The sequence below is a fragment of the Dietzia sp. IBK-p2-15D genome (assembly GCF_057773105.1).
Genome location: NZ_JBYMTK010000009.1, coordinates 55,693 through 81,248 on the forward strand (window position 1 = coordinate 55,693; position 25,556 = coordinate 81,248).

At 70.6% G+C, this 25,556-nt stretch carries 23 protein-coding genes and 1 tRNA gene; 17 read left to right on the forward strand and 7 right to left on the reverse strand.

The window, feature by feature from the left end; genetic code table 11:
• Nucleotides 1-6: 6 nt before the first annotated feature.
• Nucleotides 7-1,323 (reverse strand): ABC1 kinase family protein, encoded by a 1,317-nt coding sequence (locus AC3DEV_RS12600; protein ID WP_488372337.1) that lies wholly within the window; start codon nucleotides 1,321-1,323, stop codon nucleotides 7-9.
• A gap of 8 nt (nucleotides 1,324-1,331) precedes the next feature.
• On the reverse strand, nucleotides 1,332-2,390 hold the full coding sequence (locus tag AC3DEV_RS12605; protein WP_253003328.1) for a hypothetical protein: 1,059 nt from the start codon (nucleotides 2,388-2,390) through the stop codon (nucleotides 1,332-1,334).
• Nucleotides 2,391-2,660: 270 nt separating this feature from the next.
• Here AC3DEV_RS12605 and AC3DEV_RS12610 point away from each other — a divergent pair, with 270 nt between their 5' ends.
• A complete protein-coding gene (locus AC3DEV_RS12610) occupies nucleotides 2,661-3,209 on the forward strand; it encodes a M48 metallopeptidase family protein (protein WP_413957859.1) in 549 nt (182 codons plus the stop codon).
• 95 nt (nucleotides 3,210-3,304) lie between these two features.
• Here AC3DEV_RS12610 and AC3DEV_RS12615 read toward each other — a convergent pair whose 3' ends face one another.
• Nucleotides 3,305-4,717, reverse strand: coding sequence for a zinc-dependent metalloprotease (locus tag AC3DEV_RS12615; protein WP_488372338.1), 1,413 nt, complete (start codon nucleotides 4,715-4,717; stop codon nucleotides 3,305-3,307).
• Nucleotides 4,718-4,795: 78 nt separating this feature from the next.
• Here AC3DEV_RS12615 and AC3DEV_RS12620 point away from each other — a divergent pair, with 78 nt between their 5' ends.
• From AC3DEV_RS12620 to AC3DEV_RS12645, 6 genes are all read left to right on the forward strand, one after another.
• Complete coding sequence (locus tag AC3DEV_RS12620) at nucleotides 4,796-5,857, forward strand: YlbL family protein (RefSeq protein WP_488372339.1); 1,062 nt, start codon at nucleotides 4,796-4,798, stop codon at nucleotides 5,855-5,857.
• A 66-nt stretch (nucleotides 5,858-5,923) separates the two neighbouring features.
• A complete protein-coding gene (locus AC3DEV_RS12625) occupies nucleotides 5,924-8,986 on the forward strand; it encodes a UPF0182 family protein (protein ID WP_488372340.1) in 3,063 nt (1,020 codons plus the stop codon).
• A gap of 113 nt (nucleotides 8,987-9,099) precedes the next feature.
• Nucleotides 9,100-9,176, forward strand: a tRNA-Met gene (locus tag AC3DEV_RS12630).
• A 237-nt stretch (nucleotides 9,177-9,413) separates the two neighbouring features.
• Nucleotides 9,414-10,868 (forward strand): aldehyde dehydrogenase, encoded by a 1,455-nt coding sequence (locus AC3DEV_RS12635; protein ID WP_488372341.1) that lies wholly within the window; start codon nucleotides 9,414-9,416, stop codon nucleotides 10,866-10,868.
• Between the two features lie 2 nt (nucleotides 10,869-10,870).
• The gene (locus tag AC3DEV_RS12640) at nucleotides 10,871-11,677 is read left to right on the forward strand and encodes an enoyl-CoA hydratase/isomerase family protein (protein ID WP_488372342.1); all 807 of its coding nucleotides are present in this window, start codon (nucleotides 10,871-10,873) and stop codon (nucleotides 11,675-11,677) included.
• Between the two features lie 49 nt (nucleotides 11,678-11,726).
• On the forward strand, nucleotides 11,727-12,869 hold the full coding sequence (locus AC3DEV_RS12645) for an FAD-dependent oxidoreductase (protein ID WP_488372343.1): 1,143 nt from the start codon (nucleotides 11,727-11,729) through the stop codon (nucleotides 12,867-12,869).
• 16 nt (nucleotides 12,870-12,885) lie between these two features.
• Here the strand turns inward: AC3DEV_RS12645 and AC3DEV_RS12650 are convergent, their stop codons facing one another.
• Nucleotides 12,886-14,013: an acyl-CoA dehydrogenase family protein gene (locus AC3DEV_RS12650; RefSeq protein ID WP_488372344.1), complete on the reverse strand. Its 1,128-nt coding sequence runs from the start codon at nucleotides 14,011-14,013 to the stop codon at nucleotides 12,886-12,888.
• 179 nt (nucleotides 14,014-14,192) lie between these two features.
• Here AC3DEV_RS12650 and AC3DEV_RS12655 point away from each other — a divergent pair, with 179 nt between their 5' ends.
• The 3 genes from AC3DEV_RS12655 (at nucleotide 14,193) to AC3DEV_RS12665 (ending at nucleotide 15,959) form a co-directional block, all read left to right on the forward strand.
• Complete coding sequence (locus AC3DEV_RS12655; RefSeq protein WP_488372345.1) at nucleotides 14,193-14,807, forward strand: TetR/AcrR family transcriptional regulator; 615 nt, start codon at nucleotides 14,193-14,195, stop codon at nucleotides 14,805-14,807.
• A gap of 155 nt (nucleotides 14,808-14,962) precedes the next feature.
• Complete coding sequence (locus tag AC3DEV_RS12660; RefSeq protein WP_488372346.1) at nucleotides 14,963-15,673, forward strand: chymotrypsin family serine protease; 711 nt, start codon at nucleotides 14,963-14,965, stop codon at nucleotides 15,671-15,673.
• A 106-nt stretch (nucleotides 15,674-15,779) separates the two neighbouring features.
• Nucleotides 15,780-15,959 carry a hypothetical protein gene (locus tag AC3DEV_RS12665; protein ID WP_146776238.1) on the forward strand — a complete coding sequence of 60 codons (180 nt, stop codon included), beginning with the start codon at nucleotides 15,780-15,782 and terminating at the stop codon, nucleotides 15,957-15,959.
• A gap of 81 nt (nucleotides 15,960-16,040) precedes the next feature.
• On the opposite strand, the gene AC3DEV_RS12670 is transcribed toward AC3DEV_RS12665, so the two are convergent.
• From AC3DEV_RS12670 to AC3DEV_RS12680, 3 genes are all read right to left on the reverse strand, one after another.
• A complete protein-coding gene (locus AC3DEV_RS12670) occupies nucleotides 16,041-17,246 on the reverse strand; it encodes an acyl-CoA dehydrogenase family protein (protein WP_488372347.1) in 1,206 nt (401 codons plus the stop codon).
• 49 nt (nucleotides 17,247-17,295) lie between these two features.
• Nucleotides 17,296-18,702 (reverse strand): acyl-CoA dehydrogenase family protein, encoded by a 1,407-nt coding sequence (locus AC3DEV_RS12675; protein WP_488372348.1) that lies wholly within the window; start codon nucleotides 18,700-18,702, stop codon nucleotides 17,296-17,298.
• A gap of 119 nt (nucleotides 18,703-18,821) precedes the next feature.
• Complete coding sequence (locus tag AC3DEV_RS12680) at nucleotides 18,822-19,625, reverse strand: inositol monophosphatase family protein (protein WP_488372349.1); 804 nt, start codon at nucleotides 19,623-19,625, stop codon at nucleotides 18,822-18,824.
• A 172-nt stretch (nucleotides 19,626-19,797) separates the two neighbouring features.
• On the opposite strand from AC3DEV_RS12680, the gene prfB reads away from it, so the two are divergent.
• The 7 genes from prfB (at nucleotide 19,798) to AC3DEV_RS12715 (ending at nucleotide 25,535) form a co-directional block, all read left to right on the forward strand.
• On the forward strand, nucleotides 19,798-20,904 hold the full coding sequence (prfB, locus tag AC3DEV_RS12685; RefSeq protein WP_154830266.1) for a peptide chain release factor 2: 1,107 nt from the start codon (nucleotides 19,798-19,800) through the stop codon (nucleotides 20,902-20,904).
• Nucleotides 20,904-21,800, forward strand: coding sequence for a mechanosensitive ion channel family protein (locus AC3DEV_RS12690; RefSeq protein ID WP_182634069.1), 897 nt, complete (start codon nucleotides 20,904-20,906; stop codon nucleotides 21,798-21,800). Before prfB ends, AC3DEV_RS12690 begins: the two co-directional genes overlap by 1 nt.
• A complete protein-coding gene (locus tag AC3DEV_RS12695; RefSeq protein WP_488372350.1) occupies nucleotides 21,800-22,429 on the forward strand; it encodes a hypothetical protein in 630 nt (209 codons plus the stop codon). Before AC3DEV_RS12690 ends, AC3DEV_RS12695 begins: the two co-directional genes overlap by 1 nt.
• A gap of 87 nt (nucleotides 22,430-22,516) precedes the next feature.
• Complete coding sequence (ftsE, locus tag AC3DEV_RS12700; RefSeq protein ID WP_488372351.1) at nucleotides 22,517-23,206, forward strand: cell division ATP-binding protein FtsE; 690 nt, start codon at nucleotides 22,517-22,519, stop codon at nucleotides 23,204-23,206.
• Nucleotides 23,206-24,108 (forward strand): permease-like cell division protein FtsX, encoded by a 903-nt coding sequence (gene ftsX / locus AC3DEV_RS12705; protein ID WP_488372352.1) that lies wholly within the window; start codon nucleotides 23,206-23,208, stop codon nucleotides 24,106-24,108. Before ftsE ends, ftsX begins: the two co-directional genes overlap by 1 nt.
• Before the next feature lie 72 nt (nucleotides 24,109-24,180).
• Nucleotides 24,181-24,690 (forward strand): SsrA-binding protein SmpB, encoded by a 510-nt coding sequence (gene smpB / locus AC3DEV_RS12710; RefSeq protein WP_472981193.1) that lies wholly within the window; start codon nucleotides 24,181-24,183, stop codon nucleotides 24,688-24,690.
• On the forward strand, nucleotides 24,687-25,535 hold the full coding sequence (locus AC3DEV_RS12715) for an EamA family transporter (RefSeq protein WP_472981192.1): 849 nt from the start codon (nucleotides 24,687-24,689) through the stop codon (nucleotides 25,533-25,535). Before smpB ends, AC3DEV_RS12715 begins: the two co-directional genes overlap by 4 nt.
• Nucleotides 25,536-25,556 lie beyond the last annotated feature (21 nt).

Sequence of the window (25,556 nt, forward strand, 5' to 3'; positions counted from 1 at the left end):
GGCTGGTCAGTCCTCGTCGGCGAAGATCTCCGGCATCCAGCGCTGCACGATCTCGCGGTACGGGGCGGACGCCTCGAGTTGGCACAGCATGCCCACCGACGCGGACAGCACCCGGTGGATCAGGACGTACTCGCGCGGCAGGGTGAACGAGCGGGAGGTGCGGAATTCCCGCCCCGACACGTCCCCGTAGACGGACATGATGCTCTGCATCCACGCGCGGCTGAAGTGGAAGACGGGCTCGCGCATCGGCTCGATGAACGGGTTCAGGAACGCCATCGCGTCGGCGGGGTCGAGGCCGTTCCGGCCGACGTATCCGGCCCGGGTCATCAACCGGACCAGTTCCGCGGAATCGCCGGCCTGGGCGAGCCGCATCATGGAGGTGAGGACCTCGGGCACGCCCTCGGGCAGCGGGATCGACGCGCCGAAGTCCAGGACCACCAGCCGACCGTCATCGGCGAGCAGGAAATTACCGGGGTGGGGATCACCGTGCATCATCCGGGCACGGGTGGGGGAACTGAACTGGAATTCGGTGAGGAGCTCGCCGGCCCGGTTGCGTTCCTCGGGGGTGCCGTCGCTGGAGATACGGCTCAGGGCCCGCCCGTCCACCCACTCGGTAACGAGCACCTTCGGCGACGAGGCCAGCACAGAGGGCACCCGGAAGAGGCGATCGTCGCGATAGGCGGCCGAGAACACCCGCTGGGTGTCGGCCTCCGCGCGGTAGTCGAGTTCGCTCACGGTGCTGTCGTAGAGCTCATCGATGATGCCCCTGATGTCGGTGCCAGGGTTGAGCGGCCGGAACAGGGGAGCCAGTCGCCGGAGTTGCCGTAGGTCCGAGCGGAGGGCCTCGTCCGCGCCGGGATACTGGATCTTGACGGCCACCTCCCGACCGTCGGACCAGACGGCGCGGTGGACCTGCCCGATGGAGGCGGCCGCGGCGGCGTCACCGTTGAATTCTGCGAACCGCTCGCGCCAGCGCAGCCCGAGCTGGGCGTCGAGGACCCGCTCCACCTCGGCGGCGGGCATGGGTGGAGCCTCGGCCTGCAGCTTGGTGAGGGCCTCCCGGAACGGCTCGGCGTACTTGTCGGGCATCCCGGCCTCGAACACGCTCAGGGCCTGGCCGACCTTCATGGCGCCGCCCTTGAGTTCCCCGAGGACGGCGAAGACCTGCTCGGCGGCCTGATCGGCCAGTTCCTCGCTCAGATCCCCGTCACCCCGCCCGAGGGCGCGTCGACCGAGTGAACCGGCGGCGCGACCGGCGATGCCCAGTGGGAGTCCCGCGAGGCGTGCTGCGCGGCGGGACGAGGTGCGGGGTAGGTCGGACACGCCTTCAATCATGACAGAGGACGGACATGCGGGGCGGCGCCACAGTCGCAGCCTGCGTCGGCCTGCCATTCGAGCCGGCGCCACAGTCCCTCGGACGGATTGATCTCCACGGTGGCACCGATTGTCTGGAGCCTGGTGCGGGGTTCGCGGCTGGCGGCGACCTCCGCCAGCACCAGGGCTGCGGCGGCGGTGAGGGCGGGGACGGCCGCGTCAGGGCTGTGTCCGATGAGTTGCGCGGCGACGAACGGCCACCGCGGGTCCCGGCGGGCGCGGTACAGGTCGGTGCAGCGCAGACACGGGGTGACACCCGGCACCACGGTCGGGCCCACCACCACACGGCCGTCCCGGCAGTACACGTGCATGTGCGCCTGCCCGGACCGGGCGAGTGCGGTGGTGACCACCGGATCCACCGAGACGGTGCCGGTGAGGATGACCAGGTCGGGGGCCCTGCCCCGGCGGAACCAGGGCGGCCGCTCGGCGTCGAGCGTCAAGCCCGGGCTGGGGCCGGTGGTCACACGACAGCCGTTGACCGACAGCGGCCCCCGAAGCACCTCCGAGATCTGGCCGACCCCCAGGATGTGGACCCGACGCACCGGCGCGGGCCTAGGAGTGGGGCCCGTCGCGTGCGCGTCTGCGTCCGTGTCTGCTCCCGGTTCCGTCGGGTCGAGTCGTAGATGACCGAGGTCGGCCAGGTGGACGAGGATCCGGGCCACGGTGGACATCCCCGACGCGTCGATCCCCGCGCGGGCGGCCACGTCGTCGAGATGGGCCCCGCCGTCGAGGCCGCGGAGTAGTGCAGTGAGGCGGCGGGCGCCCACAACGGCGGGGGCGTCGACCACCACCGCGCGGTCAGGTGCCAGTCCCACCTGGACGGTGTGGTCATCCCGCGCGACGACCACGGTGCCGGGACGCAGGGTGGCCCGGACCCGGGAGACCGGGGCCTCGGCCTGAGCGGCGATGACGGGGGCGGCGGTGCGCGGGGAGACGGGCGCCACCGCCGCGGTTCCGGTGCCGGCCTCGGTGGCGGCGCGTGGAGGGTCGTCGGCGGGAGCGGTCACTGGGGTCACGGGGCACATCGTGGCACGCGACGACCGTGTCCGGACGCTGCTCGTGCCTCGTTGTCCACAGGCCCCGGTCTCGTCGGCGCCTGTGGATAACCGCACCGTGTCGGGTGGTCTACCGTGGTCCGCGTGTCGCCAGCCCCACGCCCCGCCGCCGCGTCCGCGAGCCCACCGTCACCCGGCCCGGGCCCGGCACCGGCGCTACCCACCGAGCCTGATGATCCTCGGATCGAGGTCCGCCGCTCCACACGCCGCAGGAGGACGGTCTCAGCTCGGGTGGAGGGCGAGACCGTGGTGGTCCTCATGCCGGCGGGGCTGCCGCGCGCGGAGGAACGACGTCTCATCACCGACATGCTCGGCCGGCTCGCCCGGTCCGGTCGCCGCAAGGGTCACCGGGCGTCCGATGCGGACCTGATGCGGCGCGCCACGGAGCTGTCGACGAAGTGGCTGGAGGGTCGGGCGCGGCCGGCATCGGTGCGGTGGGTGCCGGCGATGACCACCCGCTGGGCGTCCTGTTCACCGGATTCCGGGGAGCTCCGGATCAGCGAGACGTTGCGGGACGTGCCTGCCTACGTGCTGGACTACGTCGTGATGCACGAGCTGGTCCACCTCGTCGTCCCCGGGGGTCACCCGCCCGAGTTCTGGGAGGTGGTGCGCAGGTATCCGCGTACCGAACGGGCGATGGGGTACCTGGAGGCCTACTCGCGGGTGCTCAGGCCGGGGGCCGGGTCGGACGCCCCCGGTGGCGGGGGAGGGCCGGGGACCGTCGGCGAGGGCGTGGGCGACCTGGTCGAGGGCGACGACGACGAGACCGGCCAGTACTAGGTCGGCCCGCCCGTCACGACGCCCGCCGATCAGGCCCCGTCGTGCGGCCCCTCGGAGCCTGAACCCTCGGAGCCTGACCCCTCGGAGCCGGAACCTTAGGAGCCGGAGCCGTCAGAGCCGGAACCCGGGCCATCCGGGCCGGACGCCTCGGGTCCGCCGTCGCCGGCCTCTCCGGTCCCGCCACCCGATTCGCGGAGGAAGCGCTCGATCTCGTCGACGCCACTGGAGTCCCCGGTCGACTCGTCGAGGAGCCGGTCGATGACGGCGGCGGGGTTCTCGAGGTCCTCGCCGACGGGCAGCAGGTCGGGGTGGCTCCACAGTCCGTCGCGACGTTCGGTGCCGACGGCCTCGCCGACCCGGCGCCACAACTCGGAGGCCTCACGCGCCTTGCGCGGACGCAGTTCGAGTCCGACGAGCGAGGCGAAGGCCTGTTCGGCGGCGCCGCCGGTGGCTCGGCGTCGCAGCCACATCTCGCGGAGCTTGTCGGCGCTGGGCAGCCGGTCGCCGACCGCCGCGGCGACGACGGCGTCGACCCAGCCCTCGACCAGCGCGAGCAGCGTCTCGAGCCGGCCGAGCGCGGCCTCGTTGACGTTGGTCACCTTGGGGCCGATCGCCCCGGCGCCGCCGGAGAGCAACTCCTGGAGCTTGGTGGGGTCCTGCAGGATGGACGGGTCGAGTCCGGAGGCGAGGTCGTCGAGCCCGGAGGTGTCCACGCGGATGCCGCGCGCGTACTCCTCCACGGTGGCCAGGAACCGGGCGCGCAGCCAGGGGGCGCCGGCGAACAGTCGCAGGTGTGCGGCCTCGCGTGCGGCGAGGAAGACCACGACCTCCTGCCGGGGCAGCTCCAGCTCGTCGGCGAACTCGTCGATCGCGGCCGGGCTGAGCGCGGCCACCCCGTCGTCGCCGAACGGGATACCGACCTCGGAGGAGAACAGCACGGCCGGCGCGAGCTTGCCGAGCCCCTGTCCGAGCTGCATGCCGAAGCCCATGCCGCCCATCTGGTCGAGCATGCCGAGCAGCGGGCCGGCGAGCTGACGGGCCTCCTCGGGCATGGCGCCCTTGGTGGCCGAGTTCATCTGCTCGGCGACGGGCGTGCAGATCTTCTCCCAGGTGGGCAGGGAGTGCTCGACCCACTGCTGGGGCGTCCACACCTCGGTGCGGTGCACTCCGGAGGGGAACTGGGTGGTCTCGTCGAGCCACAGTTCCGCCAGGCGGACCGATTCCTCCGCGGCGGTGCGCGAGGCGTCGGTGATCACGGGCGTGCGACCGAGGGACTGGAGGGCGACCGTCCGCGCCAGTTGGTAGTTGACGGGCCCCGAGCTCCCCGGGCCGGACATGGCCGATCCCATGGAGCCGAGCATCTGTCCGAACTGGGAGAGCATCTGGCCGAAGTTGCCGAACTGCGAGGGGTCGAAGCCGCCGGGACCGCCGGGACCGCCCTGGCCGCGGTCGCGGTCGTCGTCGCGCCCGTCGTCGTCGGAAGCGGAGAAACCGAAGGGCTGGTTCATGCCACAACGGTACAGCGTGCAGGGGTGGGGGGTCCGGCCGCGACGCGGCCGGCAGCGGGTGCGGTCTACCCTTGCCCCGTGAGTCGTCGCCTGTTCACCGTTCTCGCCGCGCTGGTACCGGCGGTGCTGCTGCTCGTCCTGGCGACGTCGGCCACCGTCCCCCTGGTGTCGATGGGGCCCGGACCCACCTACGACACCTTCGGCACGGCCGAGGTGGAGACGGAGGACGGCGACACGGAGCGGGTTCCGGTGGTCGACGTGGCGGGCAGGGAGGCGGACGAGACCGCTGGGTCCCTGTTCATGACGACGGTGGCGGTCCGCGACCGGCTGACGCTGCTCGACGCGATGCGGTTCTGGGTGGATCCGGTGCAGGTGGTGGTACCGCGCGACCAGGTGTTCCCGCCGGACCGGTCACGCGACGAGGTGCGCGAGTCCAACGCCGCGGAGATGGTCGGTTCGGAGAACTCCGCCGAGGCCGCCGCCTACCGGTTCCTGGGGATCCCCATGCAGCCGCGCGTCGAGGGGGTGGAGCCGGACGGCGCCGCCGCCGGGCGGCTGCGCCCGGGCGACGTGCTGACCTCCGTGGACGGGGAATCCGTCGACGACGCCACGGCCGTGGTGGACCGGGTGGGTGAGCGCCGCGCGGGTGACGAGGTCCGCATCGGGTTCACCCGTGAGGGCCGTGAGGAGACGACGACGGCGACGTTGCAGTCCGCGGGACCGGACGGCGATCCCGAACAGGGCCGACTGGGCATCCTGGTGGGTGACACCCCGGCGGACGGTACCGACGTCGACATCTCGGTGGACCCCGCGGTGGGCGGCCCCTCGGCGGGCCTGGTGCTGGCCGTCGCGATCGTCGACAAGCTGTCGCCGGGTGAGGCCACCGGGGGCGCGCGGGTGGCCGGGTCGGGCACCATCCGTCCCGACGGGACGGTGGGTCCTATCGGTGGTATCCGGCACAAAATTCGGGCGGCCCACGACACGGGGGTGAGCGAATTCCTGGTCCCCGCGGCCAACTGTGCGGAGGCTGTGCAGAGCCCGCCGGAGGGCATCCGGCTGATCGAGGTAGAGACACTGGAGGGCGCACTGGAGGCGCTGGAGACCGCGGCTTCCGGGGGGCAGCCACCGACCTGCGGCTGAGGCGCGGCTTTTCCGTAAGGTAGGGGTCACGAGCATGTCCGCCCCAGCAGTGCAGGAGCTTTCCAGGTGTCCGTCCGCCCACCCGGCAATTCCCCCGGCCGGCCGATCGCGATCTCTCGTCGCGGTCGAGCCGTTGCCGTGGCCGTCGTCGTCCTCATCCTCCTCATTCAGGTCCTGCCCAGACTGAACACCGCCTACACGGATTGGCTGTGGTTCGGCAGTGTCGACGCCACCAGCGTGTTCCGGACCGAGCTGCTGACGCGGCTCGGTCTTTTCGTGGCTGTCGGGCTCCTGGTCGGACTGGCGGTGGGCGCCGGGATCCTGTGGGCCTACCGGTACCGCCCGGTGTTCCTTGCGCAGGCGGGCATACCGGATGCGTTGGCCCGCTACCGCGCGGCCATGGGGGCCTCGCCCGGCAGGACCGTGCTCTGGATCCCGGTCGTCCTGGCGATCCTGGCCGGGTCGATCGCGCAGACCGGGTGGCAGACCGTGCTGGCGTTCTTCAACTCGACGCCGTTCGGTCAGACCGATCCCCAGTTCGGTCTGGACATCTCCTTCTACGCCTTCGAGCTCCCGATGTGGCGCGCGATCGTCACCTGGCTGATGGTGACCGTCGTGCTGGCCTTCCTGGCCAACCTGTTCACCCACTATCTCTTCGGCGGGCTGCGCCCCGGCGCGCGCGAGGGCGCCCTCACCCGCGCCGCGCGGATCCAGTTGGTGACCCTCGCCGGGCTGTTCGTGCTGGCCAAAGCCGCCGCGTACTGGCTGGACCGTTACGAGCTGCTGTTCAGTGAGAACAGCACGTTCACCGGTGCCGGCTACACCGACGTCAACGCCTTGATGCCGGCGAAGATCTTCATGTTCTCGGTGGCGCTGGTGTGCGCGGTCGCGTTCTTCTCCGCCATCGTGATCCGGGATCTGCGGATCCCCGCCCTGGCCACCGTCCTGTTGCTGTTCTCCGCGCTCGTGGTCGGTTCGGCGTGGCCGCTGGCCGTCGAGCAGTTCTCGGTGAAGCCCAACCGTGCAGACAAGGAACGGGAGTACATCGCGCGGAACATCGACGCGACGCGCGCCGCGTACGACATCGGTGAGGAGCGGGTCACCTACATCGACAACTGGGGGGCGGCCGATCCCAACCCCCGCGAGGCGGCCTCGGATCTCACGACACTGTCCAACGTCCGCGTGCTCGACCCGAACGTCCTGGCGCCGACGTTCACCCAGCTGCACCAGTTGCGCAACTTCTACGGTTTCCCCGAGACGCTGGGCATCGACCGTTACACGATCGACGGCGAGATGCGGGACTTCCTCGTGGCCGCGCGTGAGCTCAACCCCGAGTCCCTGCAGGCCAACCAGCGGGACTGGATCAACCGTCACACGGTGTACACGCACGGCAACGGGTTCGTGGCCGCACCGGCCAACCGGGTCAACGAGATCGCCGACGACGCGGGTTCGGACCGCGGCGGCCTGCCGAACTTCCAGGTCTCGGACCTGGAGGCCATCTCCAGTGGCCAGGAGATGATGATCCCGGTGACCCAGCCGCGGACCTACTTCGGTCCGCTCATCGCGCAGGCGGACCCCGACTACGCCATCGTGGGGGACAACGGCGACGGGCCCCGTGAGTACGACACCGACACCGAGCAGTACACCTACACCGGCGAGGGCGGCGTCCCGGTCGGCGGCTGGGTCAACCGTATCGCCTACTCGCTCAAGTTCGCCGAGCGCAACATCCTGTTGTCCAGCATCCTCGGGGACGATTCGAAGATCATCTACGACCGCGACCCGCGGGACCGTGTGCAGAAGGTGGCCCCGTGGCTGACCACGGACACCAACACCTATCCGGCGGTGATCGACGGCCGTATCAAGTGGATCGTCGACGGGTACACGACGCTCAAGACCTACCCGTACGCCGAGCTCAGCTCGCTGGAGGCCATGACCTCGGACTCCCTCAACGACGCGAGCGGTCGGGTCCTGCCGGACGAGGAGGTCTCCTACATCCGCAACTCGGTCAAGGCGACCGTCGACGCGTACGACGGCACCGTCGACCTGTACGCGTTCGACGAGTCGGACCCGGTGCTGCAGACGTGGATGAAGGCGCTGCCGGACATCGTGCAGCCACGTGAGGCGATCTCCGAGGAGTTGGAGGAGCACCTGCGCTACCCGGAGGACCTGTTCAAGGTGCAGCGTGAGCTGCTGGCCAAGTACCAGGTCGATGATCCGGGCCAGTTCTTCACCAACGACGCCTTCTGGTCGGTGCCGTCCGATCCCACGGTGACCTCGTCGATCCAGAACCCGCAGGGTCCGCCCGTGGGCGGGCCCGCCGGTGGTCCGGCCGGCAGCCCCGCCGGTGGTCCCGCCGGTGCCCAGACCGTCGACCGTGACGGGCCGGCCCAGCCGCCGTACTACGTGGTGGCCTCCGATCCGACCGACCCGGAGTCCGACGAGCCGTCGTTTCAGCTCATCTCGGCGTTCCGCGGCTATGAGCGTGAGTTCCTCGCCGCGCACATGACGGCGAGCTCGGACCCCGAGACCTATGGGCAGATCACGGTGCGGGTCCAGCGGCCGACCGAGCCGCTGTCGCAGGGTCCCAACCAGGCGCAGGACATCATGATCGCCTCGCCGGCGATCGCCGAGGACCGGCGACTGTGGGGTGAGACCGCCGAGATCACGGAGGGCAACCTCCTGGCGCTGCCGTTGGCGGACGACTCGGTGCTCTACGTGGAGCCGATCTACACCCAGCGCAAGGACCAGGACTCCGCCTTCCCGAGGCTGCTGCGCGTGATGGTCTCGTACGACCGCGCGGTGGGCTACGCGCCCACGCTGTACGAGGCGCTGCGACAGGTCGGGATAGAGGCCGACCCGGACGTCGTGCGGATCGACGAGAGCGGTGAGGCGGAGGCCGAGGCCGAGGAGGGCGCCGCGCGGCCTGCGCAGGGCACCGCTCCGCGGCCGTCGTCGCCGGCCACCGGGGGAGGCGCTGACGACGCCGAGCGGGCGTCCGCCGTGCGTGAGCTCAACTCGGCGCTGAACGCGGTCCGCTCCGCTCAGAGCGGGGGAGACCTCTCCGATCTGGGGCAGGCGCTCGAGGACCTGCAGGCCGCTGTCGACGCCTATCAGGGCCTCGGGAACTGAGTCGACCTGCGGCTTTGAGTGCGAGGGTGTGAGTTGCGTCATCTTCTCGTCGTTCGGCGTCCACCGATTTGCAATGCCCGGTGAGTGGCACGTAGTGTCATAGACGCAAACGACGCGGGGTGGAGCAGCTCGGTAGCTCGCTGGGCTCATAACCCAGAGGTCGCAGGTTCAAATCCTGTCCCCGCTACCACGCACCAGGCCCGGTTCCCGAGAGGGAGCCGGGCCTGAGGTCATTTCTGGAGTTGTCTCGTTCGAGTTTGCCGGCGCCGTGGTCGAGAGTGCGGACGTAGTAGTTGCCTTCGGAGCGCTCGTCGCGCCTGTCCTCGTGTTCCGGCCCACGCAGCGGTTCGGTCCTCGTATGGTGGACAGGTGTCTGTTCGCATGTCCGATGCGGCCACGACGACGCCCGTGACGGCAGGAGAGCCCCATGACCACTTCACTCGACCGCGATGCCCTGTTGATCGGCACCCAGTGGCGTTCCCCCGCCACCGATGACGTGATCGAGGTGATCAGCCCGCACACCGAGGAGGTCGTCGCCCGCGTGCCCGAGGGCTCGGTGGCGGACATGGACGCCGCGGTGGCCGCCGCGCGCGAGGCCTTCGACCACGGCCCGTGGCCCCGCATGAGCCCCGACGAGCGGATCGAGGTCGTGGCCAGGCTGTCCGCTCTGTACGCGGCGCGGCTCGACGACATGGCGACCGTCATCTCCACGGAGATGGGCTCCCCGATCTCGTTCAGCAAGCTCGCCCAGGCGCCCGCCCCGTGGATGCAGATCGAGGCCTTCCTCACCATCGCGCGTGAATTCCCGTGGGAGGAGACCCGCCCCGGCGTCCTCGGCGGGGAGGTGGTGGTGCGACACGAGCCCGTGGGGGTGGTAGCGGCGATCCCGCCGTGGAACGTTCCCCAGTTCACGGTCCTGTCCAAGCTGATCCCGGCGCTGCTGACGGGGTGCACGATCGTGATCAAGCCCGCGCCGGAGACGCCGCTGGACACCTACCTCCTGGGCGAGCTTCTCATCGAGGCGGGCGTGCCCGAGGGCGTGGTGAGCATCGTCGCCGGCGGCCGCGAGGTCGGCGAGCACCTGGTGCGGCACCCCGCGATCGACAAGGTGGCCTTCACCGGATCCACCGCGGCGGGCCGGAAGATCGGCGCGATCTGCGGCGAACAACTCAAGCGCTGCTCCCTCGAACTGGGCGGCAAGTCCGCGGCGATCGTGCTCGACGACGCGGACCTGACGACCGTGGTCGAGGGGCTCAAGTTCGTCGGCGTGATGAACTCCGGCCAGGCCTGCGTGGCACAGACCAGGGTGCTGGTGAGTCGCGACCGCCACGACGAGGTGGCACAGGCGCTGGCCGACGGCATCGGGTCGATGGTGGTGGGGGACCCGCTCGACCCGGCCACGGAGATCGGGCCGATGGTCGCCCGTCGCCAGCAGGAGCGGGTGAACTCCTACATCGAGATCGGGCAGCAGGAGGGTGCGACGCTGCTCACCGGGGGCTCCGACCGCCCCGACGGCCTGGACACCGGCTGGTACGTACGACCCACGGTCTTCGGTGGCGTCGACAACTCGATGCGCATCGCGCAGGAGGAGATCTTCGGCCCCGTCATCTCCGTGATCGCCTACGACGACGTCGACGACGCCGTCCGCATCGCCAACGACTCCGAGTACGGACTGGCGGGCACGGTGTGGACCGCCGACCGGGATGCGGGGCTGGGCGTCGCGCGACGGGTACGGACCGGTACCTACGGCGTGAACACCTACACGATGGATTTCTCCGCCCCGTTCGGCGGCTTCAAGGCATCCGGGGTGGGGCGCGAGTTCGGCCCCGAGGGGCTGGCCCAGTACACCGAGCTCAAGTCCGTCTATCTGGAGCAGAGCTGACCGTGGCGGGGGACGAGAGGACGACGGGCCTGTCGGTACGGGACACAGATCGGGTCCGCACCCTGACCCTGGCGCGCCCCGATGCCCTCAACGCCTTCAACGAGGCGCTGTACGACGCGGTCACCGAGGCATTGCACGACGCCGCCGCCGACCCCGCGGTCGCGGTGGTCCTGCTCACCGGTGAGGGCCGGGCGTTCAGCGCGGGCACCGACCTGCTGGAGATGGGTGAGCGGATCACCAACCCCGACTTCGTCCCCGGCGAGCACGGATTCCTGGGACTCGTCGACGCGCTCGCCGGGTTCGACAAGCCGCTGGTCCTCGCGATCAACGGGCTCGGACTGGGTATCGGCATGACGATCATCGGGTTCGCCGACCTGGTGTTCATGGCCGACAACGCCCGGCTCAAGTGCCCGTTCACGAGCCTGGGGGTGGCGCCCGAGGCGGCGTCGAGCTACCTGCTGCCCAGGCTGGTGGGTCGGCAGAACGCCGCGTGGGCCCTGCTGTCCTCGGAGTGGATCACGGCCCGCGAGGCCCACGAGATGGGACTGGTCTGGCGGCTGTGCGCCCCCGCTGAACTCCAGCAGGTCGCCGGCGAGCACGCCGCACGGTTGGCGCGGCTCCCGATCTCGAGTCTGCGGGCGGTCAAGCGGACGATGACCGAACCACTGACGCGCCAGATCGCAGACGCCCGCGAACGGGAGAACCGGGCCTTCGCCGACCTCATGGGTGGGCCGGCGAACGCGGAGGCGCTGGCGGCATTCGCCGAAGGGCGCACGCCGGACTTCGCCTCGTTGCCCGACGGGTCCTGACACCGGCGTCTGCCACGATCCCGCGCCCGCCCGTCCTCGCCGGAGCCGGATGGCCCACCATGGTGGCGTGACGCCCGATCAGGAGAGCCCCACCCGTACGGTCGACGTGGTGGTGATCGGCGCCGGCCAGGCCGGGCTGTCGGCCGGCTACCACCTCAGGCGGCGGGGGTTCGCGCCGGTCGGCCGTGCCGAGGCGGGGGACCGGACCTTCGTCATGCTCGACGCCGAGGACGCCCCCGGCGGGGCCTGGCGGCACCGCTGGGGATCCCTCACCATGAGCACGGTCAACGGCATCTTCGAACTGCCGGGCCGACCCGTCCCCGATGTCGACCGCACCGCCCCGAGTCGGGACGTCCTGCCGCCCTACTTCGCCGACTACGAGAACCGATTCGGACTCGACGTCCGGCGGCCGGTCCGCGTGCGCTCGGTCCGCAGACCCACGCCCGGGCGGGACGGGCCGGAGTCCGACCGCCTCGTCGTCGTCACCGATCCGAGCGGTGACACCCGCCCTGAGGCCTGGGCGGCGCGCTACGTCATCAACGCCACCGGCACCTGGACCCGACCGTTCTGGCCGTACTACCCCGGCCAGGAGACGTTCCGCGGCCGACAGCTCCACGTCCACGACTACGTCGCCGCCGAGGAGTTCGCGGGGCAACGCGTCGTGATCGTCGGCGCCGGCATCTCCGCCACCCAGCTGCTCGAGGAGATCTCGCGCGTCGCCGACACCCTCTGGGTGACCAGGCGGGAGATCGAGTGGGAGACGGACCCCGCCCCGGAGAACTTCTCCGCCGCGATCGACCGGGTCGCGGAGCGCACCGCGCAGGGACTTCCCCCGCAGAGCATCATCCGCGTCACCGGCATGTACCGCGCCCCGTGGATCGAGCGCGCCGACGAGCGCGGTGTCCTGGTCCGCCACCCCATGTTCACCCGCATCGAACCCGACGGGGTGCGGATGCCCGACGGGCGACTCGAACGCGCGGACGTCATCCTCTGGGCGACCGGGTTCCGACCCGCGGTCGCCCACCTCGCGCCCCTGGGCCTGCGCACCCCCGAGGGGGGCATCCGGGTGGCGGACGGCCGGGCCCTCGACGAGCCGAGGCTGTTCCTCATCGGCTACGGCCCGTCCCAGTCGACCGTGGGGGCCAACCGGGCGGGCCGCGACGCCGTCCGGGCGATCGTCGCCGAGCTCTAGTTGTCGCGGACGACCTCTAGAGGGTCCGCGAGATGAGCTCCTTCATGATCTCGTTGGTGCCGCCGTAGATCTTCTGCACGCGGGCCGAGGCGTACATGCGGGCGATCGGATACTCCGTCATGAAGCCGTAGCCACCGAAGACCTGCAGGCAGCGGTCGATGATCTCGCACTGCTTGTCGGTGCAGTAGTACTTGGCCATCGACGCCGTCGACGGGTCCAGTTCACCCTTGAGATGCAGGGTGATGCAGTGGTCCAGCAGGGTGCGCGAGGCGAGCGCCTCGGTCTTGCACTCGGCCAGCTCGAAACGCAGGTTCTGGAACTTGAGGATGGGCTTGCCGAACGCCTCGCGCTCCTTGGCGTAGTCCGTCGCCAGCTTCACGGCGGTCTCGGCCGCCGCGACGGCTGTCACAGCGATGATGAGGCGCTCCTGCGGGAGCTGCTGCATGAGCTGGATGAATCCCTGGCCCACGCCCTCCTCGCCACCCAGGGCGTTCCCGGCGGGCACGCGCATGTCGTCGAAGAACAGCTCCATCGTGTCCTGGTACTTCAGGCCGATCTTGTCGAGCTTGCGGCCGCGGTCGAAGCCGGGCAAGTCGGTGGTCTCCGCGACCAGCAGGGACAGGCCCTGCGCGCCCTCGCCGCCCGTGCGGGCGACGATGACGAGCAGGTCGCAGTGCATGCCGTTGGAGATGAAGGTCTTGGCGCCGTTGACCACGAAGTCGTCACCGTCGCGCACCGCCGAGGTGCGCAGCGCCTGCAGATCTGATCCGGCGCCCGGCTCGGTCATCGCGATGGCGCCGACCATCTCTCCGGTCGCCAGCTTCGGCAGCCAGCGCTGCTTCTGCTCCTCCGTGCCGTACTGGAGGATGTAGTGCGCCACGATCGTGCTGTGCACCGAATTGCCCCAGCCGTCGTCGAGGGCTCGGGTCTGCTCCTCGGCGATCACGGCCTCGTGGGCGAACGTGCCGCCGCCACCGCCGTACTCCTCCGGGATGGAGATGCACAGCAGGCCAGCGTCGCCGGCCTTGTTCCAGAACTCGCGGTCGACGGCGCCCTGCTCGGCCCAGCGCTCGAGGTGCGGGGCGGTCTCCTTCTCCAGGAACGCACGCGTATGGGCGCGCAGCGCATCCAGATCGTCGGTCATCCACGGGGATCGGAAGGGGGCGGTCTCTAGCACGGGGGACTCCAGCGATGGGGTGGGGGCCGGTTGACGGCCATGACGATCCCCACCATACAACTGCATTGCCGGACATGCATGTGTATGGTCGACCTTCCGGCGGCGCCCTCGGGCGTCGCACGTCGCGGCGAGACGAGGTGGGGCGAGTGAGCGCAACTGAACCCGGGTCGGGGGACGGTGTCCCGCGCTCTGCCGACGGTGACCTCACCGCTCGCGCGCGAATCCGCTATGCGGCGCTGGAGCTCTACTCCGATCACGGCGAGGACCGTGTCTCGATGCGGCGGGTCGCCGCCCGGGTGGGGGTCACCATCGGGTTGATCCAGCACCACTTCGGCACCAAAGAGGGGTTGCGTCGCGCCGTCGACGAGCTCGTGGTGGAGCAGGTGGTCGCCGCACTGGCGACGGTGGAGCACACCGGATCGGCAGCCGAGGTCGTGGCGGCCCGCGACGCCGCGGTGAGGGAGATGCTCGAGCGCAACCCGATGCTGGTGAAGTACATCAACCGGGCCCTCCTCGAACCCGACGGCCGGGGTGCCCCGCTGCTCGAGTCGATCGTCGAACTCACCACCAGGGAGGTCGACAGCCTGCGGCGCGGAGGCCACGCCTCGACGCGGGCGTCGGACAAGGTCCAGGTGGTCCGCACGCTCATGGGCCAGGTGGGCGAGCTGTTCCTCGAGCCCGTCGTCGCGGGGATCTGGGCACAGATCGGCGGAGACCCCGACGCGCGGCCCTCCATCCGGATCATCGTCGAAGGGCGCTGACCGGGGGATCGGACCGGATCCGACGTGACGGGGCCAGCGCCGCACGGGTGGTGAGGGTGCGGCGGGTCCGCCCGTGGTGCACCGGCGGCTGAACGCCGCTACGCTGTCGAGGGCGTATACCCGGGCAGTCCGCCCGGGGCGGGAAGGACACGTTCATGAAGCTCACCCGACTGGCGAAGCTCGCCGCGACGGCCGTGATGGCCGGTGCCGCCACGCTGATGGCGCCCGCAGCTGCCCAGGCCGCCGTGCCCGTCGGGGGTGCGACCCCTGTCCTGGTCGGGGGAGTGGCCGGATGCACCATCACCGCCGCCGGGTACGACGACTCCGGAGCGCCGGTCGCGTTCACCGCCGCCCACTGCAGTGAGCGGATCGACGCCCCGGTGATCCTCCGCGACGACCCGGGCGCCGGCGTGATCGGCACCATCGCCACCCGCAACGAGATCCTCGACTACTCCGTGATCCGCCTGGACCCGGGCGTCGCCGTCCCCGTCCGGCAGGCGGGCATCGTGGGCCGCGGACCCGCGCCGCAGTTCGGTGACGTCGTCTGCAAGGACGGGCTGACCACCGGGCACACCTGTGGCATCACCTGGCAGCGCGAGGGCGACCGGTTCTGGACCCACACCTGTGCCGGTTACGGCGACTCCGGTGGCCCCGTCACCCGCGAGGGGCGTCTAGTCGGGCTCCTCTCCGGCGGACACATGCCGCCGGACGCGGGATCGGCCGGCAGCATCGGCCCCCTCCTGCCCTCGTGCATCCACCCGGCGCAGACCCCGTTCTTCCTGCCGGCGGTGGCGTACTCGTTCGACGCGATCGTCGCCGACGCCACCGCGCGCGACTGGCCGGGGAGTGGCTTCCGGATGGCCTGATCGCCCGGCACCCCGCCCGTGGGAGAGGGGCGGACGAGGGCCCGGTGCCGACGCGGTCGGTACCGGGCCCTCGTCTGTGTCCGACCCCGTCGCTACCGTCCGCTCCATGTTCTGGACCGAGGACGCGCCCACCCACTGCCCATACGGGCACGAGCTGGGGCCCGACCGGGTCCTCGTCGGCTGGGATGCCGGTCGCAGCGGCAGTCTCGACCACGGCCACCGTGTCCACATCTGCCGGCAGTGCGGAACCATCATGTCGTGGACGCCGCGCAGTCGACTGGAGTGAGCCGGCAGAAACGGGCGGCGCCCCCGCGGACCGGATGTCCGCGGGGGCGCCGCTCAGTGCAGTGATCGTGCCGGGGTCAGCTCACTTGAGCTCGGCGCTGGACAGATCCAGGATGCGGCGCGCGATCACCAGCTGCTGGATCTGCTGCGTGCCCTCGAAGATGTCGAGGATCTTGGAGTCGCGCGACCACTTCTCCAGGAAGCTGCGCTCGGAGTAGCCGTAGCTGCCGGCCAGCTCGACCGCGCCCAGGGTCACGGCGGAACCGGTGCGCCCGGCCTTGGCCTTGCACATCGATGCCTCCTTGGTGTTGGGCATCTTGTTGTCGGCCATCCACGCCGCGCGCAGCGTGAGCAGGTAGGACGCCTCCCAGTCGGCCTCGAGCTCGAGGTACTTGGCGACAGCGGCCGGCTGGCTGGTGGCCGGACGGTCGTAGTCGATCTCCATACCGGCCTCCTCGAGGAGGGTCCGGATCTCCTCGAGCGCGGCCCGGGCGACGCCCACGGCCATGCCGGCGACCAGCGGACGGGTGTTGTCGAAGGTCTGCATGGCGCCGGCGAAGCCCTTGTCCACGCGGACTTCCGGGTCGCCCAGGAGGTTCTCCTTCGGCACGCGGCACTCGTCGAACGTGATCTGCGCGGTGTCCGAGGCCCGGATGCCGAGCTTGTGCTCCAACCGATCCACGGAGACGCCGGGGTGGTCGCGGGGCACGACGAAGGACTTGATCGCGGCGCGGCCCTTGCTCTTGTCGAGGGTCGCCCACACCACGATGTGGTCCGCGCGGGCGCCCGACGTCACGAAGATTTTGGTGCCGTTAATGACGTACTCGTCACCGTCCAGTCGCGCGGTGGCCGAGACGGCGGCCGAGTCGGACCCGAAGTCGGGCTCGGTGATGGCCATCGAGGCCCACACCCGGCCGAACTTCTCCATCTGCTCGTCGTTCGCCACGGCGGCGATCGCGGAATTGCCCAGGCCCTGACGGGGGATCGACAGCGTGAGGCCGACGTCGCCCCAGCAGGTCTCGATGATGTTGAGCAGCGACTTCATGTTGCCGCCGTTGGACACTCCCTCCCGCTTCGGGGCGCCGCCGGATCCCATGGTGGCGCCGGAGGCGGCCTGACCGGCGTCCTCCATGGCCTCCATCATGGCCTTGAGGGTGTCCAGCTCGACGGGGTACTCGTGCTCGGCGAGGTCGTACTTGCGGGAGACGGGTCGGAAGATCTGCGTGGCCACCTGGCGGGCCTGGTTCGCACCTGCCTGCAGCTTCTTGGGGAGTTCGAGGTTGATCATCGCTTCAGGTCCTTGGTCCGGTTCGGGAGGGTGGCGGAATGGGCGGAGGTCACAGGACCACCACGCCCTCGGCCACTCCCACGGCACGCAGGTCGCGGTACCACCGCTCGACGGGGTGTTCCTTGGTGAACCCGTGGCCACCGAGCAGCTGGACACCGTCGAGGCCGATCTTCATGCCCTTGTCCGCGGCGATCTTGCGGGCCAGCGCGGCCTCGCGGGCGAAGGACAGTCCCTGCTCGGCGCGGGCGGCGCCGCGCCAGGTGACCAGGCGCATGCCGTCGAGCTCGGTGGCCATGTCGGCCACGGCGAACGCGACCGCCTGGCGGTGCGCGATGGGCTCGCCGAACGCCTGGCGCTCCTTGACGTACGGGGTCACGTAGTCAAGGACGGCGTGGGAGGTGCCCACGGCGAGGGAGGCCCAGCCCAGTCGCGACAGGCGGATGACGTCGGCGTAGGCCGAGGACCGGTCCTCCGGCGAGACGTCGGGGCCGCCAAGGATGGCGTCGGCGGGCAGGGAGACGTCGGTGAGGACGAGTCGGCCGAGGCCGGCGGCGCGCAGGCCCATGGACGGGTCGGCCTCCACCACGAGTCCGTCGGTGTCGGATTCCACGACGAAGAAGGTCGGCGCGCCGTCGAGCGAGGCGGCGACGACGAAGAGTTCCGCGCTGCCGGCCGTGGGCACCATCGACTTGACGCCGCTGAGCGTGAACCCGCCGGCGGTCCGGGTGGCGGTGGTCTCGAGCCGGAACGGGTCGAAGAGCGGCCGCGGCTCGGCCACCACGACGGCGGCTGCGGGGACCTGCTCGGAGGCGAACGCAGGGAGGTACGACTTCTGCTGGGTGTCCGAGCCGAACTGCGTCAGGGTCGTGGCCACGCCGGACGGGGCCAGGATCGGCAGGGCCAGACCCATGTCGCCGTAGGCCAGCGCCTCGGCGACCAGTGAGTTGGTCACCACGCCGCGCTCGGAGGCGATGCCCTCGAACTCCTCGGGGACGTTGAGCATGGTGGCGCCGATCTCGGCCGAGCGCTCGAGCAGCGACGCGGGTGCCTCGGCGGCGGCGTCGGCGTCGTGCGCGGCCGGCCGGATGACCTCGGCGGCGAACTCTCGCACGGTCTGCGAGATCATCTGCTGGTCCTCGTCCAGCGTGAGGTCGAACAGGTCGGGCCGGGCCTCGGAGTCGGCGTCGGGAAGGCGCTTGGGTGCGCCGCCGCCGGTGACCTTCTTGAACGACTTGGTCGCGGCACCGAGGGTCTTGAAACCGGTCTTGGTGGCCTCGTAGGTGACCCGGTCGACCTTGTGGCGTAGGCCGAAACGCTCGGCGAACTCCGACCCGGTAATGGTGGTCAACGCGCGCATGGCCGCGCCGATGGCGTCGATTCGTGCGGGGTTCTTGCCCGGTGTCGAGGTCTCCGCGCGTCCGGTCGTGGACGGGGCTGTGGGGTTCTTGCTCATCATCACCAGCTGTTCTCGTGACGGACGGTGGACTGTGCTGTCCCCGACACCTTACTTCGGAGTAAGTTCCGAGCGCCACACTTTCCTCGAACACGTCCCCGCCGCCGGTGGGACGGGCGGTGTCAGCCGCGCAGGAGGTCGACCGCCTGCTCGACCGCGCCCGGGCGACCGGCCACGAACCAGTCGTAGCCGTTCACCTCGACGGTCGCGCACACCCCGCCCGCCCCCTCGACGAGTGCGCGGCCGGGTAGCCAGTCCCACTCGGGGCAGGAGTGCTGGCACCACACCGTGTGGATCCCACACGCGACGGAGGCCAGGTCCACGGACCCGGACCCGAGCATCCGGATGGTCGCCGCGCCGCGGCTCACGCGGTGGAAGGGCTCGGCGAGATGGGGATCGTCGAAGAACGGCGGGTGCAGGTAGGTGGCGAGGCTGCCGGCGGCCAGGTCCCCGGGGGCCAGGCGCGCGACGGGCACCCCGTTGCGGCGCGTCGGCACGTCCGAGCCGCCGACGAACGTGTCCCCGGTGACGGGTCGGTGGACCGCCCCGAGCAGGTAGTCGTCACCACCGGTGACCGCGACGGCCGAGCACCAGTAGTCGGAGCCGGAGACGAAGTTGTAGGTGCCGTCCACCGGGTCCACGACCCATCGCCGTTCGCCGTCGCCGGTGACGAGTGAGCCCTCCTCGCCGCGCACGCCGTCGGACGGGCGGTGGGCGGCGAGGAGTGCGGTGATGTGCCGCTCGGCCGCGTCGTCGGCCTCGGTGACCACGTCGGAGACGGAGGTCTTGCGGCGGACGTCGAGCCCGTCCTCGCGCAGTCGCCGCGCGAGGTTTCCGGCGTCGACGACGAGGCGGGCGGCCAGATCGACGTCGGTCATCTCCCCGGTGGACTCGTCGTGCAGGGGGCCCGGGTGGCGGGTGTCCATGGACGTTCACTTCCTCCGCTTGGTCGTCGCGGCTCGCTGACCACGAGTGGTAGCGGGTCCGAGGCATCCGACGCTACCGCCGGGGGGTGACGATCGGAGGCGTGGCAGGCCACGGGGAGGGGGCGGGTGGGCAAACGCTGGAAGGCGCCCGGGCCGCGTAGAGTTGGGACTCGTGCACCCTGAAGTTTCTGCCGACATCGCTGCCCTCGACGCGACCCTGACCACGGTCGAGAAGGTCCTCGACATCGAGGAGCTCGCCCGCCGCGTCGACGAGCTCGAGCAGATGGCCGCCGACCCGGACCTGTGGAACGACCAGGACCGGGCGCAGAAGGTCACCAGCGAGCTGTCCTACATCCAGGCCGACCTGCGCCGCTGCCGTGATCTGCGGCAGCGGATCGAGGACCTGCCACTGATGTACGAGCTGGCGGAGGAGGAGGGCGGCGGCGCCGTCGAGGAGGCGGACGCCGAGCGCTCCAGCCTGCGCGAGGACGTCGAGGCCATGGAGGTCAAGACGATGCTCAGCGGCGAGTACGACCAGCGTGACGCCGTGGTCAACATCCGTGCCGGCGCCGGCGGCGTGGACGCCGCGGACTTCGCCGAGATGCTCATGCGTATGTACATCCGGTGGGCGGAGAAGGCCGGCCACAAGGTCGAGGTGTACGACACCTCGTACGCGGAGGAGGCGGGGATCAAGTCCGCCACCTTCGTGGTCAAGGACCCGTACATGTACGGGACCCTGTCCGTGGAGCAGGGAGCGCACCGGCTGGTGCGGATCTCCCCGTTCGACAACCAGGGCCGCCGCCAGACCTCCTTCGCCGAGGTCGAGGTGCTGCCGGTCGTGGAGACGGTCGACTCCATCGAGGTCCCGGAGAACGAGGTCCGGGTGGACGTCTACCGCTCCTCCGGTCCCGGTGGCCAGTCCGTCAACACCACCGACTCGGCCGTCCGCCTCACCCACGTCCCGACCGGGATCGTCGTGACCTGTCAGAACGAGAAGTCCCAGCTGCAGAACAAGGTCGCCGCCATGAAGGTGCTGCAGGCCAAGCTGCTCGAGCGCAAGCGTCAGGAGGAGCGGGCCGCCATGGACGCGCTCGGTGCGGGTGGCAACGCCTCCTGGGGTAACCAGATGCGGTCCTACGTCCTGCACCCGTACCAGATGGTCAAGGACCTGCGCACCGAGTACGAGGTCAACAACCCGTCCGCGGTCCTCGACGGTGACATCGACGGGTTCATCGAGGCCGGCATCCGATGGCGCATGCGGGAGGGGGCGGACGCCTAGTGGCCTTCCGGACAGACTTCAGCGGAGTCCTGGCCTGGCTGAGCAACGACGGACTGGAGGTCGTCCTCCTCGTCCTGGGTGCCGCCCTGATGACCCGGGCGATCGGCAAGGTCGCCCGGATGTGGACCGGCCGGATCGACGCGAGGAACGCCGACAAGGAGTTGTGGTCGGAGGAGTCCAAGCACCTCCACTCTCTCGTCCAGGTCGTCTCCTACGTCGCGGTGGGAATGCTGTACATCCTGTTCGGCATCCAGATCCTGCTCCGGTTCGGCGTCAACCTCGTCACGCTGGTGGCGCCGGCCACCGTCCTGGGCGCCGCGCTGGGTTTCGGCGCGCAGAAGATCGTCCAGGACTTCCTCGCGGGCTTCTTCGTGCTGGCCGAGCGTCAGTACGGCTACGGTGACATCGTCGAACTCACCACCGCGACCGGCGTCGCCGCCGGGACGATCGAGGACGTCACGCTCCGCATCACCCGGCTGCGCACCCTGGACGGCGAGGCGGTCATCGTCCCCAACGGTCAGATCGTCACCGCGATCAATCAATCCCAGGACTGGGCTCGTGCGATCATCGACGTCCCCGTGCCCAACAACGCCGACATGGACAAGGCGCACGAGGTGCTCGCCGAGGTCTGTCGCGACATCGTCCACGACGACCGTGTGGGTGAGTACGTGCTCGACGAGCCGTCGGTCATGGGTGTGCAGTCGATCAAGCTCGAGCAGACCGTCATCCGCCTGCTCGCCCGGACCAAGCCGGGAATGCAGTGGGAGGTGGGCCGTCGGATGCGTGCCGTCATCCTCCGCCGCTTCCGCCAGGAGGGGATCGTCCTGGAGCCGGAGGCGCTGGCCGCCATCCGCGCCGGGATGCTGCGACCGCAGACCGGAGAGGGGAGCGTCTGATGGCCCGTCACAGGGACGATGGCACGACCCCACCCGACGAGACCGCCCCGCAGGGCGCCGCGATCGACGACGACCCGATCCTCGACCGGCCCGACCCGCTCGGGTTGGGCGGGACGCCACCACCGGACGCTCCCTCGCGGAGTCCGAAGCCCCGGATCGTCGCACTGCTCGGCGAGTTCTTCAGGATGTCCCGGACGACCGCGATCCTCCTCGGCGCGTTCGTCCTGGCAGGCGTGCTGTATCTGCTCGTCCGCGACGAGCCGGTGGTCGCTTTCGGACCGCAGCCCGCGCGGGACACCACCGGGACCTCGGAACCGGCCGAACCGGTCGACCCGTCGTCCACGCCGACGGATCAGACCACCGACACCACTGCCCCGACCTCGAGTTCGCCTCCGACTCCCACGGGAACGGGCTCCCGCACGACCGGCACCACCGCGACGGGAGGGACCGCGACGACGGGTCCCGGTACCGACGGGCTCCCCGGAGGCGCCGATCAACAGTCCCCGCAGCAACAACAGCAACAACAGTCCCCGCAGCAGCAGCCCGACCAGCAGTCGCAACCGCAGCTGCAGCAGGAGGCCCCGGGCGCCGGGGAGACCTCGGGGCCCGGCGGCGCCCTCGAAGGGTAGCGCCGCCGGGTGGCCGCGCCGCGGCCGCCGCCGCGTTGTTCGACCGCTCCCGCATGCCTGTGGCCTGTGTGGCGTTAGGCTATTGGTGTGATCACTGCTTCCCGTGTGACGAAGTCGTACCCGTCCTCGACGCGTCCGGCGCTGTCCGACGTGAGCGTGGAGATCGGTGACGGCGAGTTCGCGTTCCTCATCGGTGCGTCGGGATCGGGCAAGTCCACCTTCCTGCGGCTCGTGCTCCGCGAGGACCGCCCGGATTCGGGCACCCTCACCGTCGCCGGTCACGACCTCACGCGCATGAAGGGCTCCGACGTCCCCGCGCTGCGACGTTCTCTCGGCTGCGTGTTCCAGGACTTCCGTCTGCTGGAGAACAAGACGGTCGCGGAGAACGTCGCGTTCGCACTGCAGGTGATCGGCAAGTCCCGCCGGACCATCGACAAGGTGGTGCCGGAGACCCTGGACATGGTCGGGCTGGGCGGGAAGGCCGATCGCCGACCTCACGAACTCTCCGGTGGGGAACAGCAGCGGGTCGCGATCGCGCGGGCGTTCGTCAACCGCCCGGTGCTGCTGCTGGCGGACGAACCGACGGGCAACCTCGACCCCGAGACCAGCGAGGACATCATGCTCCTGCTCGACCGGATCAACAGGACGGGGACCACCGTGCTCATGGCGACCCACGACAGGAACATCGTGGACCGCTCGCGGCGCCGCGTGGTGGAACTGGTCGACGGCTCGGTCGTCCGCGACGACGCCCGCGGGACCTACGGGGTGGACCGCTGATGGCCGCCGGGTTCGTCGCCTCCGAGGTCGGGCAGGGACTGCGCCGCAACCTGTCCATGACGGCGGCCATGATCATCACGACGGCGGTGGCCCTGGGCATGCTGGGGGCGGGCCTGCTCGTGGCCATGACCGCGTCCGCGAGTCAGGACAAGTACGACTACCTCAACGAGTTCCGCGTCTACGTGGACCGGTCGATCTCGGTGGAGGATCCGGACTGCGCGGCGGACTGCGGCCGGATCCGCGAGCAGCTCGAGACGACGCCGGGCGTGGCGTCGGTGGAGTACAAGAACCCCGAGGAGACCTACGCCGAGTTCGTCGACCTGTTCTCCTCGACGGACCCGGTGCTGGTGGAGTCGACCTCGCCGGACGCCCTCGGCTCGCGGTTCACCCTCACGCTGACCGACCCCACGCGGGCCGAGGCGGTGGCGCGTGACCTGGCGGAGGTGGACGGCATCGAGATCGTCCAGGGGCAGGGCGAACTCGTCGAACGGGTCTTCTCCGTCCTCGACGGGGTCCGCAACGCGGCCTTCGCGATCGCTGTCGTCCAGCTGCTGGCCACCGTCCTGCTCATCGCCAACATGACCCAGATCGCGGCGTTCACCCGGCGGACCGCCCTGGGGATCATGCGACTGGTGGGCGCGAGCCGCTGGTACACGGAATTGCCGTTCGTCCTCGAGGCGGTGATCGCGGCGGTGACGGGTGCCCTCCTCGCGGTGGGCGGCCTGCTGGTGGCGAAGAACGTCTTCCTCGACAGGGTGCTGGCGGAGGCCTACCGCGCGAACCTGGTCGAGCGGATCACCACCCCCGACATCCTCCTACTCGCACCGGGGCTGGTCGTGGCGGGCGCTGTGGTCTCCGCGCTCACCGCCTGGATCACCCTGAGGCTCACGGTTCGGCACTGAACGCGCCCTCCATCTAGACTCTGGGGGCTGCGGAACGGCGGCGACGGCACGGCGATCAGGAGGTGAGGCGACGTGGCCAAGAAGAACAAGAAGAAGGGCGCGTCGTCCCTCGGCTCCGACGGCAGCATCGTCGCGAGCAATCGCAAGGCCCGGCACGACTTCCAGATCCTGGAGACGCACGAAGCCGGCATCGCGCTGGTCGGGACCGAGATCAAGAGCATGCGTGAGGGCAAGACCTCGCTGGTCGACGCGTTCGCGACGGTCGACGACGGCGAGGTCTGGCTCCGCGGGTTACACATCCCCGAGTACTCGCACGGGAGCTGGACCAACCACGCCCCGAAGCGTGCCCGCAAGCTCCTGATGCACCGCCGCGAGATCGACTCGCTCGTGGGCAAGGTGCGCGACGGCAACGCCACCCTCGTCCCGTTGTCGCTCTACTTCGTGGGTGGCCGGGTGAAGGTCGAGCTGGCCGTCGCACGGGGCAAGCAGGCGCACGACAAGCGCCACGACATCGCCCGCCGGACCGCCGAACGTGAGGCCGTGCGTGAACTCGGCAGGAAGATCAAGGGCATGCGGGCATGATGCCGGTGGCGCTGGCGTCGACTTCGGCGGTGGCGTACGGCATCAGCGACTACCTCGGCGGCGTGGCCTCCCGCCGCGCCCGCGTGCTGCGCGTGGTCAGCGTCTCCTATCCGCTGTCGATCGTGCTGGTGGGCGTCGCTGCCCTGGTCGCCGGTGGGTCGCCGACCGGGGTCGGTCTGGGGTGGGGCCTGGCCTCCGGGTTGGCCTCGGGTGTCGCGGTGTGGTCGTTCTACCTGGCACTCTCCCGCGGGCCGATGAGTGTGATCTCGCCGATCACGGCGGTCCTGGCGGCGGCGGTTCCGCTGGCGTTCGGTCTGGCGGCGGGGGAGCGGCCCGCGCCCGCGGCGGGGGCGGGCATGGCGCTCGCGCTGGTGGCGACGGTGTTGGTCTCCATGGAGAGCCGGGACGGCTCATCGGTCCGGCACGGGCGCCTCACCCGTCGACTGCTGGTGCTCACGGTCTTCTCCGGGCTGGCGTTCGCCGCGTTCTTCGTGTTGTTGGCGCAGGTGCCGCCCGGCCAGGGCCTGTGGCCGGTCGCGGCCTCGCGGATCGGGGCGACGGTGATGCTGCTGGTCGCCGCGGTCGCAGCCCGCGAGTCATTCCGTTTCTCCCGGCGTCTCATCGCGATCGGCGTGGTGATCGCCGTGTTCGACGCCGTCGCCAACGGTGCCTTCTACTTCGCCTCGCAGGCGGGGATGCTCTCCCTGGTCAGTGTGATCGCGGCTCTGTACCCCGCCTTCACCGTGGCGCTGGCGATCGCCCACGGCGGGGAGCGGATGCGCGCGGTCCAGATGGTCGGACTCGTCCTGGCGGGGGTGGCGATCTCCCTGCTCGCGCTCGGCTGAACGGGGCGCTCGGCTGAACCG

What these genes read in the sequence shown, in the direction of transcription:
- AC3DEV_RS12615 (WP_488372338.1), bottom strand. Translation starts at nt 4,717, where the DNA reads ATGAACCAGCCCTTCGGTTTCTCCGCTTCCGACGACGACGGGCGCGAC.
- AC3DEV_RS12635 (WP_488372341.1), top strand. Translation starts at nt 9,414, where the DNA reads ATGACCACTTCACTCGACCGCGATGCCCTGTTGATCGGCACCCAGTGG.
- AC3DEV_RS12645 (WP_488372343.1), top strand. Translation starts at nt 11,727, where the DNA reads ATGGCCCACCATGGTGGCGTGACGCCCGATCAGGAGAGCCCCACCCGT.
- AC3DEV_RS12650 (WP_488372344.1), bottom strand. Translation starts at nt 14,013, where the DNA reads ATGACCGACGATCTGGATGCGCTGCGCGCCCATACGCGTGCGTTCCTG.
- AC3DEV_RS12660 (WP_488372346.1), top strand. Translation starts at nt 14,963, where the DNA reads ATGAAGCTCACCCGACTGGCGAAGCTCGCCGCGACGGCCGTGATGGCC.
- AC3DEV_RS12665 (WP_146776238.1), top strand. Translation starts at nt 15,780, where the DNA reads ATGTTCTGGACCGAGGACGCGCCCACCCACTGCCCATACGGGCACGAG.
- AC3DEV_RS12670 (WP_488372347.1), bottom strand. Translation starts at nt 17,246, where the DNA reads ATGATCAACCTCGAACTCCCCAAGAAGCTGCAGGCAGGTGCGAACCAG.
- AC3DEV_RS12675 (WP_488372348.1), bottom strand. Translation starts at nt 18,702, where the DNA reads ATGATGAGCAAGAACCCCACAGCCCCGTCCACGACCGGACGCGCGGAG.
- AC3DEV_RS12680 (WP_488372349.1), bottom strand. Translation starts at nt 19,625, where the DNA reads ATGGACACCCGCCACCCGGGCCCCCTGCACGACGAGTCCACCGGGGAG.
- AC3DEV_RS12695 (WP_488372350.1), top strand. Translation starts at nt 21,800, where the DNA reads ATGGCCCGTCACAGGGACGATGGCACGACCCCACCCGACGAGACCGCC.
- ftsX (WP_488372352.1), top strand. Translation starts at nt 23,206, where the DNA reads ATGGCCGCCGGGTTCGTCGCCTCCGAGGTCGGGCAGGGACTGCGCCGC.
- AC3DEV_RS12715 (WP_472981192.1), top strand. Translation starts at nt 24,687, where the DNA reads ATGATGCCGGTGGCGCTGGCGTCGACTTCGGCGGTGGCGTACGGCATC.